This is a genomic window from Sphingobium chlorophenolicum, from assembly GCF_000722875.1.
Taxonomy (GTDB): Bacteria; Pseudomonadota; Alphaproteobacteria; order Sphingomonadales; family Sphingomonadaceae; genus Sphingobium; species Sphingobium chlorophenolicum.
The window spans coordinates 26,347-41,766 of the sequence record NZ_JFHR01000015.1 but is presented as its reverse complement, the minus strand read 5'-3'; the positions used below and the strand labels follow the sequence as shown (position 1 = coordinate 41,766).

Annotated in this window: 14 protein-coding genes; 1 reads left to right on the top strand and 13 read right to left on the bottom strand. The window is 64.4% G+C overall.

Translation table 11 applies throughout. The annotated features are described in order from the left end of the window. Positions 1-77: 77 nt before the first annotated feature. From BV95_RS08350 to rimP, 13 genes are all read right to left on the bottom strand, one after another. Positions 78-863, bottom strand: coding sequence for an outer membrane protein assembly factor BamD (locus BV95_RS08350; protein WP_037449994.1), 786 nt, complete (start codon positions 861-863; stop codon positions 78-80). Positions 864-923: 60 nt separating this feature from the next. Continuing rightward, positions 924-1,937 carry a sensor histidine kinase gene (locus tag BV95_RS08345; protein WP_037449991.1) on the bottom strand — a complete coding sequence of 338 codons (1,014 nt, stop codon included), beginning with the start codon at positions 1,935-1,937 and terminating at the stop codon, positions 924-926. 271 nt (positions 1,938-2,208) lie between these two features. Beyond that, complete coding sequence (gene pnp, locus BV95_RS08340) at positions 2,209-4,554, bottom strand: polyribonucleotide nucleotidyltransferase (RefSeq protein WP_037449989.1); 2,346 nt, start codon at positions 4,552-4,554, stop codon at positions 2,209-2,211. 272 nt (positions 4,555-4,826) lie between these two features. Beyond that, on the bottom strand, positions 4,827-5,096 hold the full coding sequence (rpsO, locus tag BV95_RS08335; RefSeq protein ID WP_037449986.1) for a 30S ribosomal protein S15: 270 nt from the start codon (positions 5,094-5,096) through the stop codon (positions 4,827-4,829). A 19-nt stretch (positions 5,097-5,115) separates the two neighbouring features. After that, positions 5,116-6,075 carry a tRNA pseudouridine(55) synthase TruB gene (gene truB / locus BV95_RS08330; RefSeq protein ID WP_037449983.1) on the bottom strand — a complete coding sequence of 320 codons (960 nt, stop codon included), beginning with the start codon at positions 6,073-6,075 and terminating at the stop codon, positions 5,116-5,118. Positions 6,076-6,124: 49 nt separating this feature from the next. Further along, positions 6,125-6,706 (bottom strand): thymidine kinase, encoded by a 582-nt coding sequence (locus tag BV95_RS08325; protein ID WP_037449980.1) that lies wholly within the window; start codon positions 6,704-6,706, stop codon positions 6,125-6,127. Then, entirely contained in the window at positions 6,706-7,602 is an 897-nt protein-coding gene (locus tag BV95_RS08320; protein WP_037449977.1) for an alpha/beta hydrolase family protein, read from the bottom strand. Before BV95_RS08320 ends, BV95_RS08325 begins: the two co-directional genes overlap by 1 nt. Before the next feature lie 144 nt (positions 7,603-7,746). After that, positions 7,747-8,142 (bottom strand): 30S ribosome-binding factor RbfA, encoded by a 396-nt coding sequence (gene rbfA, locus BV95_RS08315; protein WP_037449974.1) that lies wholly within the window; start codon positions 8,140-8,142, stop codon positions 7,747-7,749. 48 nt (positions 8,143-8,190) lie between these two features. Further along, positions 8,191-10,788 carry a translation initiation factor IF-2 gene (gene infB, locus BV95_RS08310; RefSeq protein ID WP_037449971.1) on the bottom strand — a complete coding sequence of 866 codons (2,598 nt, stop codon included), beginning with the start codon at positions 10,786-10,788 and terminating at the stop codon, positions 8,191-8,193. A 73-nt stretch (positions 10,789-10,861) separates the two neighbouring features. Next, a complete protein-coding gene (locus BV95_RS08305; protein ID WP_037449968.1) occupies positions 10,862-11,518 on the bottom strand; it encodes a DUF448 domain-containing protein in 657 nt (218 codons plus the stop codon). 174 nt (positions 11,519-11,692) lie between these two features. Next, positions 11,693-11,926, bottom strand: coding sequence for a tautomerase family protein (locus tag BV95_RS08300; protein ID WP_037449965.1), 234 nt, complete (start codon positions 11,924-11,926; stop codon positions 11,693-11,695). A 6-nt stretch (positions 11,927-11,932) separates the two neighbouring features. Continuing rightward, positions 11,933-13,504, bottom strand: coding sequence for a transcription termination factor NusA (gene nusA / locus BV95_RS08295; protein WP_037449962.1), 1,572 nt, complete (start codon positions 13,502-13,504; stop codon positions 11,933-11,935). Positions 13,505-13,516: 12 nt separating this feature from the next. Continuing rightward, the gene (gene rimP / locus BV95_RS08290) at positions 13,517-14,041 is read right to left on the bottom strand and encodes a ribosome maturation protein RimP (protein WP_037449959.1); all 525 of its coding nucleotides are present in this window, start codon (positions 14,039-14,041) and stop codon (positions 13,517-13,519) included. A gap of 167 nt (positions 14,042-14,208) precedes the next feature. Here rimP and BV95_RS08285 point away from each other — a divergent pair, with 167 nt between their 5' ends. After that, complete coding sequence (locus BV95_RS08285) at positions 14,209-15,339, top strand: PQQ-dependent sugar dehydrogenase (protein WP_037449956.1); 1,131 nt, start codon at positions 14,209-14,211, stop codon at positions 15,337-15,339. The last annotated feature ends 81 nt before the right edge of the window (positions 15,340-15,420 follow it).

Here is a 15,420-nt window from a genome sequence, read left to right as displayed (position 1 = left end):
AACGCAAGGAGTGCGCGCTCGCTTCGCTCGCGACCCACCCCTAACCCCTCCCTGGAAGGGAGGGGAATAAGAGCAGGTCAGGCCTTGTTCGGATGTTCGCGCATCAGCTTGTGGCTGCGCTCATACCATTTCGAACCCGGATAGTTGCGGCCCAGCACGGCGGCGGCCTTCTGCGCTTCGGCGGGGATGCCGAGCGAGAGATAGGATTCCACCAGGCGCTCCAGCGCTTCGGGGGTGTGGGTGGTCGTCTGATATTTGTCGATCACCGTGCGGAAGCGCAGCGTGGCGGCGAGCCATTGGCCCCGGCGCTGGTAGAAGCGGCCGATCTCCATCTCCTTGCCCGCAAGGTGATCGTTGACGAGGTCGAGCTTCAGCCGGGCGTCGGCGGCGTAGCGCGTGTCGGGATAGCGGCGGATCAGTTCGCCCAGCGCGTCCAGCGCCTGGCTCGTCACCTTCTGGTCGCGGGTGACGTCGGCGATCTGTTCATAATAGCAGAGCGCGATCAGATAATAAGCGTAGGGCGCGTCCTTGTTGCCCGTGTGGATCGACAGGAAACGCTGCGACGCGCCGATCGATTCCGGATAATCCTTGTTCATATAATAGCTGAAGGCGGACATGAGCTGCGCCCGGCGCGCCCAGGGGGAATAGGGATGCTGGCGCTCCACCTCGTCGAACAGGGCGGCGGCGAGCTTGTACTGCCCGCGATCCAGCCGGTATTTGCCCGCATTGTAGAGCGTGGACACATCGCGGGCGACATATTGGGTGTCGGCCTTGTTCTTCGACGTCGCGCAGCCCGACAGCAGGGCGGCGAGCAGAAGCGGTGCGGTAGCCGCGCCGATGCGCGTCATGGTTTTCGTCAGCATGGCCGGGTCATAGCCGAGGGAATGGCCCTCGCCAAGCGGCAGAATGGAGGGGATGGGTCACTATGCGCGGACGGGCAGGTCGAGCCGGGCGGTCGCGCCGCCCTTCGCCGCGGGATGGAGCGAGAAGCGGCCGTTCAACTGACCGGCCAGCGCGTTGGAAATGCGCAGGCCCAGGCTCTGGTTGAAGGCGGGGTCGAAATCGGCCGACAGCCCCTTGCCGTCGTCGGTGACGTTCAGGCTGATCCCGTCGTCCGTCATGTTCAGGCTGACGGATATGCTGCCGCCCTGGTGCGGCAGGCCATGTTCGATGGCGTTGTTGACCGCCTCCGTCACGATCAGCGCCAGGGGTACGGCCGTGTCGGGCTTGAAAATCAGGTCTTCGGGCGCGTCGATGGTCAGGGCGATGTCTTCGCGGCCGCTGGCCTCCAGCACGTCGGCGGTCAGGGTCGACAGGAAGGCGCGGATATTCTGCCCCTGCCCCGACGGATTGTAGAGGGCGCGGCTGATGCGGCCGACCAGCGCCAGCCGGGCCGAGGCGTCGTCCAGAGCGCGGCGGGCGTGGTCATGGTCGACATGGCGCCGCTGGAGCGAGAGCATGGCGGCCACGACCTGAAGATTGTTGGACACGCGATGTTGCAGTTCGTGGAACAGCAGTTCGCGGTTTTCGGCCAGAGCGTGGCTGCGTTCGCGTTCGACCGCCAGGTTGAAATTGGCCTTTTGCAGGAAATGGATGAGGGCGATGTCCACGGCCACCACCGCACCGTAGAAGGCCAGCGCCAGGACGACCCCCAGATTGAAGGGAAAGCCCATGCGCGGCGGGATGAAGAAATACCAGGACAGCAGGCCGCAGAGCAGCCCCGCATAGATGCCCGGCCGCACGCCGAAGAGGAAGGAGGAGAGGATGACCGCCGGGAAGAAGGAAACGAAAGGATAGCCGATGGGCAGGATGATTTCGGCGGCGCTGCGAATGGCGAGCGCGGTCAGGCACAGGCAGGTGGTCAGGAAATAGGCGTGCCAGGGTCTTCGCGGGATGAGCGGCAGGCGCTCCACGAATTTTTCGTTCTTGCGCTGCATATCCCCCCCCGAAGCTTATTGTTACAGTAACATAACTTTCGCGCTCGCCAATTGATTGAGATCAGGAAATTAACCGAACCAAAGAAAAGGGCGTCCGGATGGTCCGGACGCCCTTTTCTCTGGTTTCGGCCTGTGGCGGGGCTGGTTCAAGACCCTGCCCGTCTGGGTGATTGAGGGAAAGTGGCGCGACCTGCGTATTTCCCCTCCACCACCGCCTTCGGCGGCGGTCCCCCTCCCCATCTTCCGATGGGGAGGATTTAAGGGTCTGTGATCAGTCCTGGGTCAGGAAATCGGGCAGACCGGCGTTGCCGCCGTCGTCATCGCCGCCACGGCCGCCTTCGCCGCGCGGGCCACGGTCACCGCCACGGTCGCGACGCGGGCCGCGATCACCGCCACGGTCGCCACCGCGTCCGCCACGGTCGCCGCCGTCACGGCGCGGGCCGCGGCCACGGTCGCCACGATCACCGCGGTCGCCGCGAGGCTCGCGGGGTTCGCGCGGCGGACGGGTGTCCTCCAGTTCCTCGCCGGTTTCCTGATCGACGACGCGCATCGACAGGCGAACCTTGCCGCGCGGGTCGATTTCGAGGACCTTGACCTTCACCTCCTGGCCTTCGGAGACGACATCGGTCGGCTTTTCCACGCGCTCATTCTTCATTTCGGAGACGTGGACGAGGCCGTCCTTGCCGCCCATGAAGTTCACGAACGCACCGAAATCGACGATGTTGACGACCTTGCCGGTGTAGATCTTGCCGACTTCCGCTTCCTCGACGATGCCGAGAATCCACTTCTTGGCGGCTTCGATCTGGTTGATGTCGGACGAGCTGATCTTGATGATGCCTTCGTCGTCGATATCGACCTTCGCGCCGGTTTCCGCGACGATTTCACGGATGACCTTGCCGCCGGTGCCGATGACGTCGCGGATCTTCGACTTGTCGATCTGGATCGTCTCGATGCGCGGAGCGTGCGCCGACAGTTCGGTGCGGGTCGAGGACAGGGCCTTGCTCATCTCACCCAGGATATGGGCGCGGCCTTCCTTCGCCTGACGCAGCGCGACTTCGAAGATTTCCTGCGTGATGCCGGCGACCTTGATGTCCATCTGCATGGTGGTGATGCCCGCTTCCGTGCCCGCCACCTTGAAGTCCATGTCGCCCAGATGATCCTCATCGCCCAGAATGTCGCTGAGGACAGCGAAATTCTTGCCTTCCAGGATCAGGCCCATGGCGATGCCCGACACCGGACGCTTGAGCGGAACGCCCGCGTCCATCATCGACAGCGAACCGCCGCAGACCGTCGCCATCGAGGACGAGCCGTTGGACTCGGTGATGTCGGACAGGACGCGGATCGTGTAAGGGAACTCTTCCTTGGTCGGCAGGACCGGGTGCAGGGCGCGCCATGCCAGCTTGCCATGGCCGACTTCGCGACGGCCCGGCGCGCCGAAGCGGCCGACTTCACCGACCGAATAGGGCGGGAAGTTATAGTGCAGCATGAAGCTTTCATAATGAACGCCGGTCAGGCCGTCGATCATCTGCTCGGCATCCTTGGTGCCCAGCGTGGTGGTGCAGATGGACTGCGTCTCGCCACGGGTGAACAGCGCCGAACCATGGGTGCGCGGCAGGAAGCCCACCATCGCCTCGATCGGGCGGATCTGGGTGGTGGTGCGGCCGTCGATGCGCTTGCCGTCCTTCAGGATGGCGCCGCGGACGATTTCCGCTTCCAGCTTCTTGGTCAGCTTGATGCCGGCCATGACGGTCTGTGCGTCCAGGCCGTCGGCAGCGAACTGGGCCTTCGCCTTGGCGCGGGCTTCGTTCAGCGCGTTGGAGCGGGCCGACTTGTCGGTCAGCTTGTAGGCGGCCGTGATGTCCTTGCCGATCAGCTTCTTGAGCTTCTTCTTCAGATCTTCCAGATCGTCGCCCTTGGCGACGTCCCACGGATCCTTCGCGGCCTTTTCGGCGAGATCGATGATCGCGTTGACGACCTTTTTCGACGCTTCATGGGCGAAGAGGACGGCGCCGAGCATGACGTCTTCCGACAGTTCCTTGGCTTCGGATTCGACCATCATCACGGCGTTGCCGGTGGCGGCGACGACCAGGTCGAGTTCGCCGGTCTTCACTTCTTCCAGCGACGGGTTGAGTTGATATTCGCCATCCTTGTAACCGACGCGAGCGGCGCCGATGGGACCGAGGAAGGGAACGCCGGAAAGCGTCAGCGCGGCCGAGGCGGCGATCATCGCGACGATGTCAGGCTCGCTTTCGCCGTCGAAGCTCAGAACCTGGGCGATGACGTTGATTTCGTTATAGAAACCTTCGGGGAAGAGCGGGCGGACCGGGCGGTCGATCAGGCGGGAAACCAGCGTTTCCTTTTCCGTCGCGCCGCGCTCGCGCTTGAAGAAGCCGCCCGGAATGCGACCGGCGGCCGAATATTTTTCCTGATAGTGGACGGTCAGCGGGAAGAAGTCCTGTCCTTCCTTCACCGACTTGGCGGCGGTCACGGCGCACAGCACCACGGTTTCGCCATAGGTCGCCAGCACGGCGGCGTCGGCCTGACGCGCAATGCGGCCGGTTTCGAGCGTGAGGGTCTTTCCGCCCAGCTCGATTGATACCTTCTTTACATCGAACATAGATTTTTCCTTCGCCCGCCTGGCCCTATTGCCGGGCGGGGCCTTTGGTGGACCGGATGGTCCATGAATGGAGAGCCTATCTCTCCTCCGTTCGGGCTGAGCTTGTCGAAGCCCAATCCTTTCCTTCAAAAGAAGGAGTGCCCTTCGACTAGCTCAGGGCGAACGGTGTGGGGGATGTCCCCCGGATCATGACGCCGTGCCGGATTGCCCAGCGCCATGTTGTCAGAATCGGAAACGGCCCCGACATGGGGGCCGCTCCTTCTTTAGCAGGCTTACTTGCGCAGGCCCAGCTTGCTGATGAGGTCGGTGTAGCGACCCGCATCCTTCTTCTTGAGGTAATCCAGCAGCGAACGGCGCTTGTTGACCAGCATCAGCAGGCCGCGACGGCTGTGGTTATCCTTGTGGTGACCCTTGAAATGCTCGGTCAGGTTCGAAATGCGCTCCGACAGGATCGCAACCTGAACTTCCGGCGAACCGGTGTCGCCTTCGGCGCGGGCATGTTCCTTGATCAGCGCTTCCTTGCGCTCAGCAGTAATCGACATCGGCTTCCTTTCGTAACATCTAGAGATTGAAGCCGCGCACCACCCTGATTTCCCTAAGGGTTTCCGGGCCACTGGCCTCCACCAGCGCGACGGGCGTTGCGCCCTCCATCGCCAGCATGAGACCGGTATGCGGTTTCCCCACGAGCACCTTCCCCTGTCGGAGAGCCAGCGCTTCATCGGGAGAGACTGCGAGAGCCGGGATGTCGTCCAGCCCTGCGGTCAACGGCAGCATAAGCTGCGCGATGCCGCCGCCCCTAGCAGCTTCGTCCAATTTGTCCAGTGAAATCGCGGATTCCAGGGTGAAAGGGCCTGCCTTCACGCGGCGGAGCATGGTGACATGGCCGACCGTGCCAAGCGCCAGCGCGATGTCGCGGGCGAGAGAGCGGATATAGGTGCCCTTGGAGACATGGGCGGTGAGGGTGATTTCCGAAATCCTCGCTCCCTCCCCCTCTCCAAGCTTCGCTAACCCGCTTTGCGGGTAAGCTGCGCTATCCTCTCCCCGGTGGGGCGAGGAGATGGCGAGGTTGTGGATGGTGATGGCGCGGGTCTTCATTTCCACGTCCCGACCGGCGCGGGCGAGGTCGTAGGCGCGCTGGCCGTCGATCAGGATGGCGCTATAGGCCGGGGGAGCCTGTTCGATCGGGCCGGTGAAGCGGGGCAAGATCGCTTCGACTTCCGCCAGCGTCGGGCGATGGTCGCTGGCGGCGATTTGCTTGCCCTCAAGGTCCAGCGTGTCGGTCTGGACGCCGAAGCTGACGGTGAAATCATAGATTTTATCGCTGTCGAGCATCCGTCCGGCGAGTTTGGTCGCTTCCCCGACCGCGACCGGCAGGACGCCGGTCGCCAGCGGATCGAGCGTGCCGCCATGGCCTACCTTCCATTTGCCGGCGCCACTTTGCCGCAGGGCGCGCTTCACCGCGCTGACCGCCTGGGTCGAGCCAAGGCCATGGGGTTTGTCGAGGATGATCCAGCCGTGCATGGCGGCGCGCTCTAACCCTCCTTTCGCCTGTTGTCAGCCCGTCGCGGCGTCAATGGCCGGAGCGCCGTTCCACGAAATGGCGGCGGCACAGCGCGACATAGCGGTCATTGCCGCCGATTTCCGTCTGTTCGCCTTCGCGGATCGGACGGCCTTTCCCGTCGACGCGCAGGTTCATCGTCGCCTTGCGCCCGCATTCGCAGATCGTCTTGATCTCCGTCAGCGTGTCGGCGAGGCCCAGAAGGGCGGCGCTGCCTTCGAACAACTGTCCCTGAAAATCGGTGCGGATGCCGTAGCAGAGGACGGGGATGGCCAGCCGGTCGGCCACGGCGGCAAGCTGCCAGACCTGGGCCGTGTCGAGGAATTGCGCTTCGTCGACCAATATGCAGGACAGGGGCGTTTGGGCATGCTGCGTGGAGATGGCAGCGAACAGGTCCGTCGCGGCGTCGAACAGATGGGCCTTCGCCTCCAGCCCTATGCGCGAGACGATCAGGCCCTGTTCGTAGCGGTCGTCTATCGCGGCGGTCCACAGCATGGTTTCCATGCCGCGCTCGCGATAGTTGAAGCTGGATTGCAGCAGGGTGGTCGATTTGCCCGCGTTCATCGAGCTATAGTAGAAATAGAGCTTGGCCATTAGCGGGCCATGGGCGCGACGCCCTTGAGGAAGCGCACAAGCGCGTCCGCCAGGGCGATGCGTTTGTCGGAGAAGCTGTGGTCGGTGGGCCAGACCATCAGCCGCGTGTCGGGATTGGCCGATTGCGCGTCGGCCGCGACCTTGCGCGCCATGGCGCCGATGCCTCTTTCCGCGCCGATGATGGAGAGCGGGCGGCGGCCATAGCCGACCAGTCGGCGGCCGAGGTCGAATTTTTCCGTCTTTTCGCGGATTTCCGTGGTCAGGCTGTCGTAAGAGGCGCCTTGCAGGGGTGGCAGGTCGCTGGCGACTTCGGCCTTCCAGGCGGCCTCGCCCTGGGGGGTGGCGAGTGCGGCGACGGTTTCGGCCGGGTCCCATGGGTCGATCAGGAACAGGCCCGCGACATGGGGTTCGGCGGCGGCGACGTCGGCGGCCATGAAGCCGCCCATGCTGTGGCCCGCGACGACGATGGCGCTGGTGTCGATGCGATATTTCGCGACGGTGGCGGATTGCTGGAGATATTGGAGGGCGTTCCAAGCGTCTTCCGAGGCGTGGGTGAAGGAGAAACGGCCGGGGCTGCCCCAACTGCCGCGATAATGGAGGGTGAGGACATTCCATCCGGCGCGGCGGGCGGCCTGGGCGAGATCAAGATTCTGTTCGTTGCCGGGGAAGCCATGGAGCAGGAGCAGGGTCGGGTGCAGGCCGGAACCGGCGGCGGTGTAGAGGACCGCGTTGAGCGCGCCGTCTTCGGACGGGATGGTGAAGGCGCTCATGCCCGCGGGGTAAGCGGCGTCGGGCGCGGGGTCCGTGGTGACGGCGGGGTGGATGGCGGGTTCTTTGGCGGCCAGCGCGGGTGGCGCGAGGGCCAATGCGACTGCCAATATGCCGATCTTTTGCATGAGTCTCTGCCCCTTTTGCTCCTGCCGGAGAGACGCTGTTAGCGGGGCTGCGCCGTTGCGTCGACGGGAGAGTGGTGGAGGGGAAGGAAGTGGAGGGCTTCGACAGGCTCAGCCCGAACGGGGTTTTGGGGTTTGGAAAGCCCCCTATTCCTCTTCGGGCTGGTCCAGGTCGCGGGCGACTTTCGGGTCGCGGAGCAGCTTGTCGATATGGGTGCCTTCGTCGAAGCTCTCGTCCGCGAGGAATTTGAGCTTCGCCGCATATTTGAGGCGGATGCGGGTCGCGACTTCGCGCTGGAGATAGGCGGTGTTGGTGCGCAGCGCCTTCAGCACCGCTTCCTCATCCTGGCCAAGCAGCGACTTGATGAAGACCGTCGCGTGGCGCAGGTCGGGGGACATGCGGACTTCGGTGACGCTGACCACATGGCTGGCGAGGACGTCGTCATGCACGTCGCCGCGCTGGAGGATGTCGGACAGGACATGGCGCACCTGTTCGCCCACGCGGAGGAGGCGGACGGAGGGACCTTCGGATTGTTGGGCCATAAGCCAAAAACTCCCCCCTCCCTGGAAGGGAGGGGCTAATATGTGGTGTTACAGCGTGCGGGCGCGTTCCTCGACCTCGAACAGTTCCAGCGTGTCGCCGGGCTTGATGTCGTTGGTGTCCTGGAGCACCGCGCCGCATTCCATGCCTGCGCGGACTTCGGAGACGTCGTCCTTGAAGCGGCGGAGCGAGGCGATGTGGGTGCGCGACACGATGACGTCTTCGCGGGTAAGGCGCGCGGCCAGCCCCTTGCGGATGATGCCGTCGAGGACGAGCAGACCAGCCGCCTTGTCCTTCTTGCCCGCCGGGAAGACCTGAAGCACCTCGGCGCGGCCGACGATGGTTTCGATGCGTTCCGGCGCCAGTTGGCCCGCCATTTCGCCGCGAACTTCCTCCAGCAGGTCGTAGATCACGTCATAATAGCGCAGCGAGATCTTCTCGCGCTCCGCCAATTGGCGCGCCTTGGCATTGGGACGGACGTTGAAGCCGATCAGCGGAGCGCGGCTGGCGGCGGCCAGCGTGACGTCACTTTCGGTGATCGCGCCGACGCCCGAATGCAGGATGCGGACCTTGATCTCGTCGGTCGAAATGCGGTTCAGCGACGACACGATCGCTTCCACCGAACCCTGCACGTCGCCCTTCACCACCACCGGATATTCGATGACCTTGGTGTTCAGCGCCGAGAACATATGTTCGAAGCTGGTCGGGGCGGCCGTGGTGCGCTTCTTGGTCGCCTGTTCCTGACGGTAGGCGGCGACTTCGCGGGCGCGGGCTTCGTTCTCGACGACGGTGAGCTGGTCGCCCGCCATCGGCACGCCGGACAGGCCCAGAATCTCGACCGGGGTCGAGGGACCGGCGGTCTTCACATTCTGGCCCTTGTCGTTGATGAGGGCGCGGACCTTGCCGCTTTCCGCACCGATGACGAAGGTGTCGCCGACCTTGAGCGTGCCCTTGCGGACCAGCACGGTCGCGACCGCGCCACGGCCTTTGTCGAGCTGCGCCTCGATCACATTGCCTTCGGCGGCGCGGTCGGGGTTGGCGGTCAGTTCCATGACTTCAGCCTGGAGCAAGATCTTTTCGATCAGTTCGTCCAGACCGGTCTTCTTGAGCGCCGAAACCTGCACGTCCTGCACGTCGCCGCCCATATCCTCGACCACGATCTCATGTTCGAGCAGGCGTTCGCGCACCTTTTGCGGGTTCGCTTCGGGCTTGTCGCACTTGTTGATCGCGACGATCATCGGGACGCCGGCAGCCTTGGTGTGGTTGATGGCTTCGATGGTCTGCGGCATCAGCCCGTCGTCGGCCGCCACCACCAGGATGACGATGTCCGTGACGTTCGCGCCGCGAGCGCGCATTTCGGAGAAGGCCTCATGGCCCGGCGTGTCGAGGAAGGTGATGACATCGCCGCCCTTGGTCGTCACCTGATAGGCGCCGATATGCTGGGTGATGCCGCCGCTTTCGCCCGCGACCACATCGGTCCCGCGTAGCGCGTCGAGCAGCGAGGTCTTGCCATGGTCGACATGGCCCATGATGGTCACGACCGGGGCACGGGACTTCAGCGTTTCGGGCGCGTCGACTTCGCCTTCCATGCCGATTTCCACGTCGGCGTCCGACACGCGCTGGATGCGGTGGCCGAATTCCTCGACCAGCAATTCCGCCGTATCCTGATCGATCGGCTGGTTGAGCGTGACGGCGGTGCCCATCTTGAACAGGGCCTTCACCAGATCCGCGCCCTTTTCGGCCATGCGGTTGGCGAGTTCCTGAACGGTGATGCTTTCAGGAACGACCACGTCGCGGCTCTGCTTTTCGCGCTGTTGGGCGCCGCCCGAATAATGGGCGCGGCGTTCCTTCTCGCGAGCGCGCTTGAGCGCGGCGAGGCTGCGGGCGCGGGCGCTGTCGTCATCCGCAAGAGCGCGGGTGACGGTGAGCTTGCCGGCCTGGCGGCGATTGTCGTCGCCGCGCTTGGCGCGGTCGGGCTTGGCTGGTTCGGGGCGCTTGACCGGCGCGACCGGGGTGAAGCGGCGCGGCGGCGGCATGGCCGAACCGGCGGCCTTCTGCTCCGCGGCGGGCGCTTCCTCTTCGGCAGCGGGGGCAGCCTGCGGGGCCGGATCGGCGACAGCCGGAGCAGCGACGGCTTCGGCGGCAGCCCTGGCCTGTTCCTCGGCCTGGCGCACGGCTTCCACCTCGGCGGCTTCGGCGGCGACGCGATTTTCCTCGGCGCGGCGCTTTTCGTCCTCGCTGGCGGCGAGGCGCTGGGCGTCCTCGCGGCGGCGGGCATCCTCCAGCGCGGTCATGCGGGCTTCCTCCGCCTCGCGCAGCAGCTTCGCCTGCAATTCCTGACGCGACATCAGGCTCTGCGGCGGGGCCGGACGCGCAGGGGCGGCAGGCTGGGGGGCGCGAGTCTGCTGCGGCGCGGGCGCTGCCGGAGCAGGCGCGACCGCGACGGGCGCGGGATCGGCCTGCGGCTCAGGCGCAGCGTGGCCGGCTTCGCCCGGCTTGCCCAGGATGCGGCGCCGCTTCACCTCGACCACGACCGTATTCTTGCGGCCATGGCTGAACTGCTGCTGCACCTGACCGGACTCGACCGTGCGCTTGATCCCCAGCGGCTTGCGGCCCAGAACCGGTTTGTCTTCCTTGCTGTCACTCATACGACTGAACTATACCCTTCACATCAACCCGGCCGGTAAGGCCCGCCGGCGCCTTCATATTCAACGGCTTGCGTCAGGCGCCCAGCGCACCAGCGGAGTCCTGCTCCCCATGCACCGGCGCCCCGTTAGCGCAACCCAGATAGCTTTCCAAGCGGCCTATGGCCGCACGCAGACGCGACGCCGCACGCGAGTCGGTCACTGCGATATGGACGACATTGTCCCGCCCCATTGCCATAGATAGGGCGTGTCGGTCCACAGGCAAGACGATGCCCGCCAAATCCGTGCCTTCCGCCTCCTGTCCGACGCGGAGCGCCTGGTCCAGTTTGCGGTTGCCGTCAGCCGCAGCATCTGAGGCATGAAGCAGCAGCGTGACCTCGCCCTTTCGGCAGGCGACGTCGATCTTTTCCGAGCCGGTGAGGACCATGGACGCCTTCGCCTCCAGCCCCAGGCGGTCGAGCAATGCCTTGCGCAGGCCGTCCTCGATGAGGGCGGGCAGCGTTCCGGGGATTTGCAGGTCGCCGGTCTTGAAGGCGCGGGCGAGCGCGCCCTTGAGCTTGCCCTTGGCGAGAGCCTGTTCGAGTTCCGGGCGGGATACGCCGATCCAGGCGCCGCGGCCGGGGGCCTTGGCGCGGATGTCCGGCAGGATTTCACCGTTCGGGCCGCAGGCGAGGCGCACCAGCATTTCCGGGTCGGCACGGTCGCCGGACAGGATGCATTTGCGTTCGGTCATGCTTTTTCTTCCCTCCCTTTAAGGGAGGGGCTGGGGGTGGGTCGCGAGTAGCGCGTATCCGCCCTCACCCAATCGCCGTTGCTGGCGATTGCTGCGCAATCGCACCCACCCCTAGCCCCTCCCTTAAAGGGAGGGGAATAAGGGGGAATAGCGCGATGGGGTCGGCTTAGCCTCTCATTGGGAAGTGACCGCGGCATTGGCGTCCTCCCCTGCTTTGGGCGCGTCGCGGTCAGCGATGAGCTGGCCGCCAGCGCCGTAATTTTCCGTCGAAACCTCCGAAATCACCACCTGCACGGCGGCAGGCGACTTCCCCAGACGCTCGACAAGCGACCGGGTGACGTCGGCGACGATGGCCGCCTTCTGCTCGCGGGTGGCGTTTCCGGCCAGACGGATGTCTACGAAGGGCATCTGCGCTTACGCTTCCTCGCCTTCGAACCAGTGGGCGCGGGCGGCCATGATGATCTCATTGCCCTGCTCTTCGCTGAGGCCATATTCGGCCAGGATGCCGCCCTTGTCCTCTTCCTTGCTCTCGCGGCGGCGGCGCTGGTCGACGCGCTTCTTGGCGACCAGTTCGTCGGTGGCGAGGTCGGCCAGATCGTCCAGCGTCTTGATGCCCGCCTTGCCCAGCGTCACCAGCATCGCTTCGGTGAGGTGCGGCATGTCGGCCAGCGCGTCCTCGACGCCCAGACCCTGACGCTCTTCGCGGGCGGCGGCTTCGCGGCGGTCCAGCGCTTCCTGGGCGCGGCTCTGGAGTTCGGCGGCAAGGTCTTCGTCGAAGCCCTCGATCGCGGCCAGTTCCTCGACGCCGACATAGGCGACTTCTTCCAGTTCGCCGAAGCCCTCGGCCACCAGAAGCTGGGAGAGGGTTTCGTCCACGTCCAGTTCGTTCTGGAACAATTCGGAACGGGCGACGAATTCCTTCTGGCGCTTTTCGGAAGCGTCAGCCTCGGTCATGATGTCGATGGCCTTGCCGGTGAGCTGGCTGGCCAGACGGACGTTCTGGCCGCGACGACCGATGGCGAGCGAAAGCTGATCGTCGGGGACGACGACTTCGATGCGCTCTTCTTCCTCATCGATGACGACGCGGGCGACCTGCGCGGGCTGGAGCGCGTTGACGACGAAGGTCGCGGTGTCCTCGCTCCAGGGGATGATGTCGATCTTTTCGCCCTGCATTTCCTGCACGACGGCCTGCACGCGGCTGCCCTTCATGCCGACGCAGGCGCCGACCGGGTCGATGCTGGAATCGCGGCTGATGACGCCGATCTTGGCGCGGCTGCCCGGATCGCGGGCGGCGGCCTTGATCTCGATCACGCCGTCGTAGATTTCGGGCACTTCCTGCGCGAACAGCTTCTTCATGAATTCGGGATGCGCGCGGCTGAGGAAAATCTGCGGCCCGCGATTTTCGCGGCGGACGTTCAGGATTACCGAGCGGATGCGGTCGCCGACGCGGACCACTTCGCGGGGGATCTGCTGGTCGCGGCGGATGACGCCCTCGGCGCGACCGAGGTTCACGACGACATGGCCGAATTCGACCGACTTGACGACGCCGGTGATGATCTCACCCACGCGATCCTTGAATTCCTCATGCTGGCGCTCGCGCTCGGCGTCGCGGACCTTCTGGAAAATCACCTGCTTGGCCGACTGGGCGTCGATGCGGCCCAGGTCGATGGGAGGCAGCGGGTCGACGATGAAGTCGCCGATCACGGCATCCTTCTTCAGCTTCTGCGCCTGACGCAGATCGACCTGCTTGAAATAATCGTCCACGGCCTCGACCACTTCGACCACGCGCCACAGGCGCAGATCGCCGGTTTCCGGGTCCAGTTTCGCGCGAATGTCGTTTTCGGCACCGTAGCGGGCGCGGGCGGCGCGCTGGATCGCGTCTTCCATCGCCTCTATGACGATGGCCTTGTCGATCATCTTTTCGCTGGCGACGCTGTTGGCAATCGCGAGCAACTCGGCCTTGTTGGCGGAAATGGCGTTGGCCATGATCGTGAACCCTTATTCTTCGGTTTCGAACTCGTCCGCCCCATCGGAGGAGAGCGGCATACTAGCAGCAATCAATGCGTCGGTCAGTATCAGCTTGGCGTCGCCGACCAGCGCGAAAGGGATGGCGACGTCGCCAGCCTTGGCGTCGGTGAACAATATGTCCTCGCCTTCGATGCCGTTCAGGACGCCGCGAAAGCTCTTGCGGCCGGACACGGTTTCGGTGGCGGCGATCTTCGCCTCATGCCCGGCCCATTCGAGGAAATCGGTGAGGCGGGTCAGCGGACGGTCGATGCCGGGCGAACTGACTTCGAGGCGATAGGCCTCCTCGATCGGGTCGACTTCGTCCAGCACGTCCGAGAGGCGGCGGGAGATGGTGGCGCAATCCTCTATGACGAGTTGCTTCGTTTCAGGGCGTTCGGCCATGATCTGAAGCGTATATTCGTCGCCCGACCCGAACAGCTTGATGCGCACGAGGTCGAAGCCCAGGGCCTTCACCTCCGGTTCGATCAGGGCTGTCAGTTCGGCGATGTCCGCCATGAAGTCTCCACAAGCAAATATGCAGCTTCCCTGTTGCCGCAGGCGTTCCGCCCGCGACCCCGACATGTTTGACGATGTAAGGAAGCAAGGGCGATATAGGCGCGATGCCGCAAAGCTGCAACATTATTTGTCGCGGGACATTTCATCGTCCGACGAGGAGGAAAAAGATGCGCCATTTCGCCCTGACCGCCCTGCCGCTGGCCCTGATCGCCTGTTCGGCGGACAATGCCACCGGGCAGAACGCAGTGCTGGAAAAGCCGTTCAAGACTTCCGTGATCGCGGATTTCGATGCGCCATGGGCGATGACATTCCTGCCCGACGGGCGGATGCTGATCACCGAGAAGGCGGACGAGATGATCCTGTTCGATCCGAAAAATGGGACGAAAATTCCCATTGCGGGGATTCCGAAGGTCGACAGCGCGGGACAGGGGGCGCTGATGGATGTGGTGCTGGCGCCTGGCTTTGCGGAGAATAAGAACGTCTATTTCAGTTTCTCCGAAGCGGGTCCGGGGGGCAAGGGCGTGGCGTTGGCCACCGGGCGCTTCGATCAGGCGAGCGACGGGACGACCAAGCTGGACGGGGTGAAGGTGATTTTCCGGGCCAGCCCATATGTCGATGGCAACGGACATTATTCGGGGCGGATCGCCTTTTCGCCGGACGGGAAATATCTGTTCTTCACCAATGGCGAGCGGCAGAAATTCGATCCGGCGCAGGCCCCGAAATCGACATTGGGGAAGGTGTTGCGGTTGAATCTGGATGGGACGGCTGCGGCGGGCAATCCGTTGGCGGCGAAGGGGTTCCATCCGGCAGTCTGGTCCTATGGGCATCGCAACCTGTTGGGAATCGCGTTCGACAAGGACGGGCGGCTTTGGGAGCAGGAAATGGGGCCGAAGGGCGGGGATGAGGTCAATCTGATCAAGCCGGGGTTGAATTACGGCTATCCCCTCGCCTCCAACGGCAGCCATTATGATGGGCGGGATATTCCCGATCATAAGGCGGGCGACGGGTTTGAGGCGCCTAAAGTGTGGTGGAATCCGGTGATCTCTCCGGGTGGGCTTGTCTATTATTCGGGCGACCTGTTTCCGCAGTGGAAGGATTCGCTATTCATCGGCGGGCTGTCGAGTCAGGCGCTGGTGCGGGTGAAGCTGGACGGGGAGAATGCCGCCAAGGCCGATCAGTGGGATATGGGGGCGCGAATTCGGGAGGTGGAGCAAGGGCCGGATGGGGCGCTCTGGCTGCTGGAGGATGGCGGGCAAGGGTCGCGGGGGCGGTTGTTGAAATTGACGCCTGTGGGGTGAGGCCCCTCCCCTCCCCGTGCGCTGGGCGTTTCTCGACTTCGCTCGAAACGAACGGGTTGATAGGGTTTGCGCAGGAGGGGC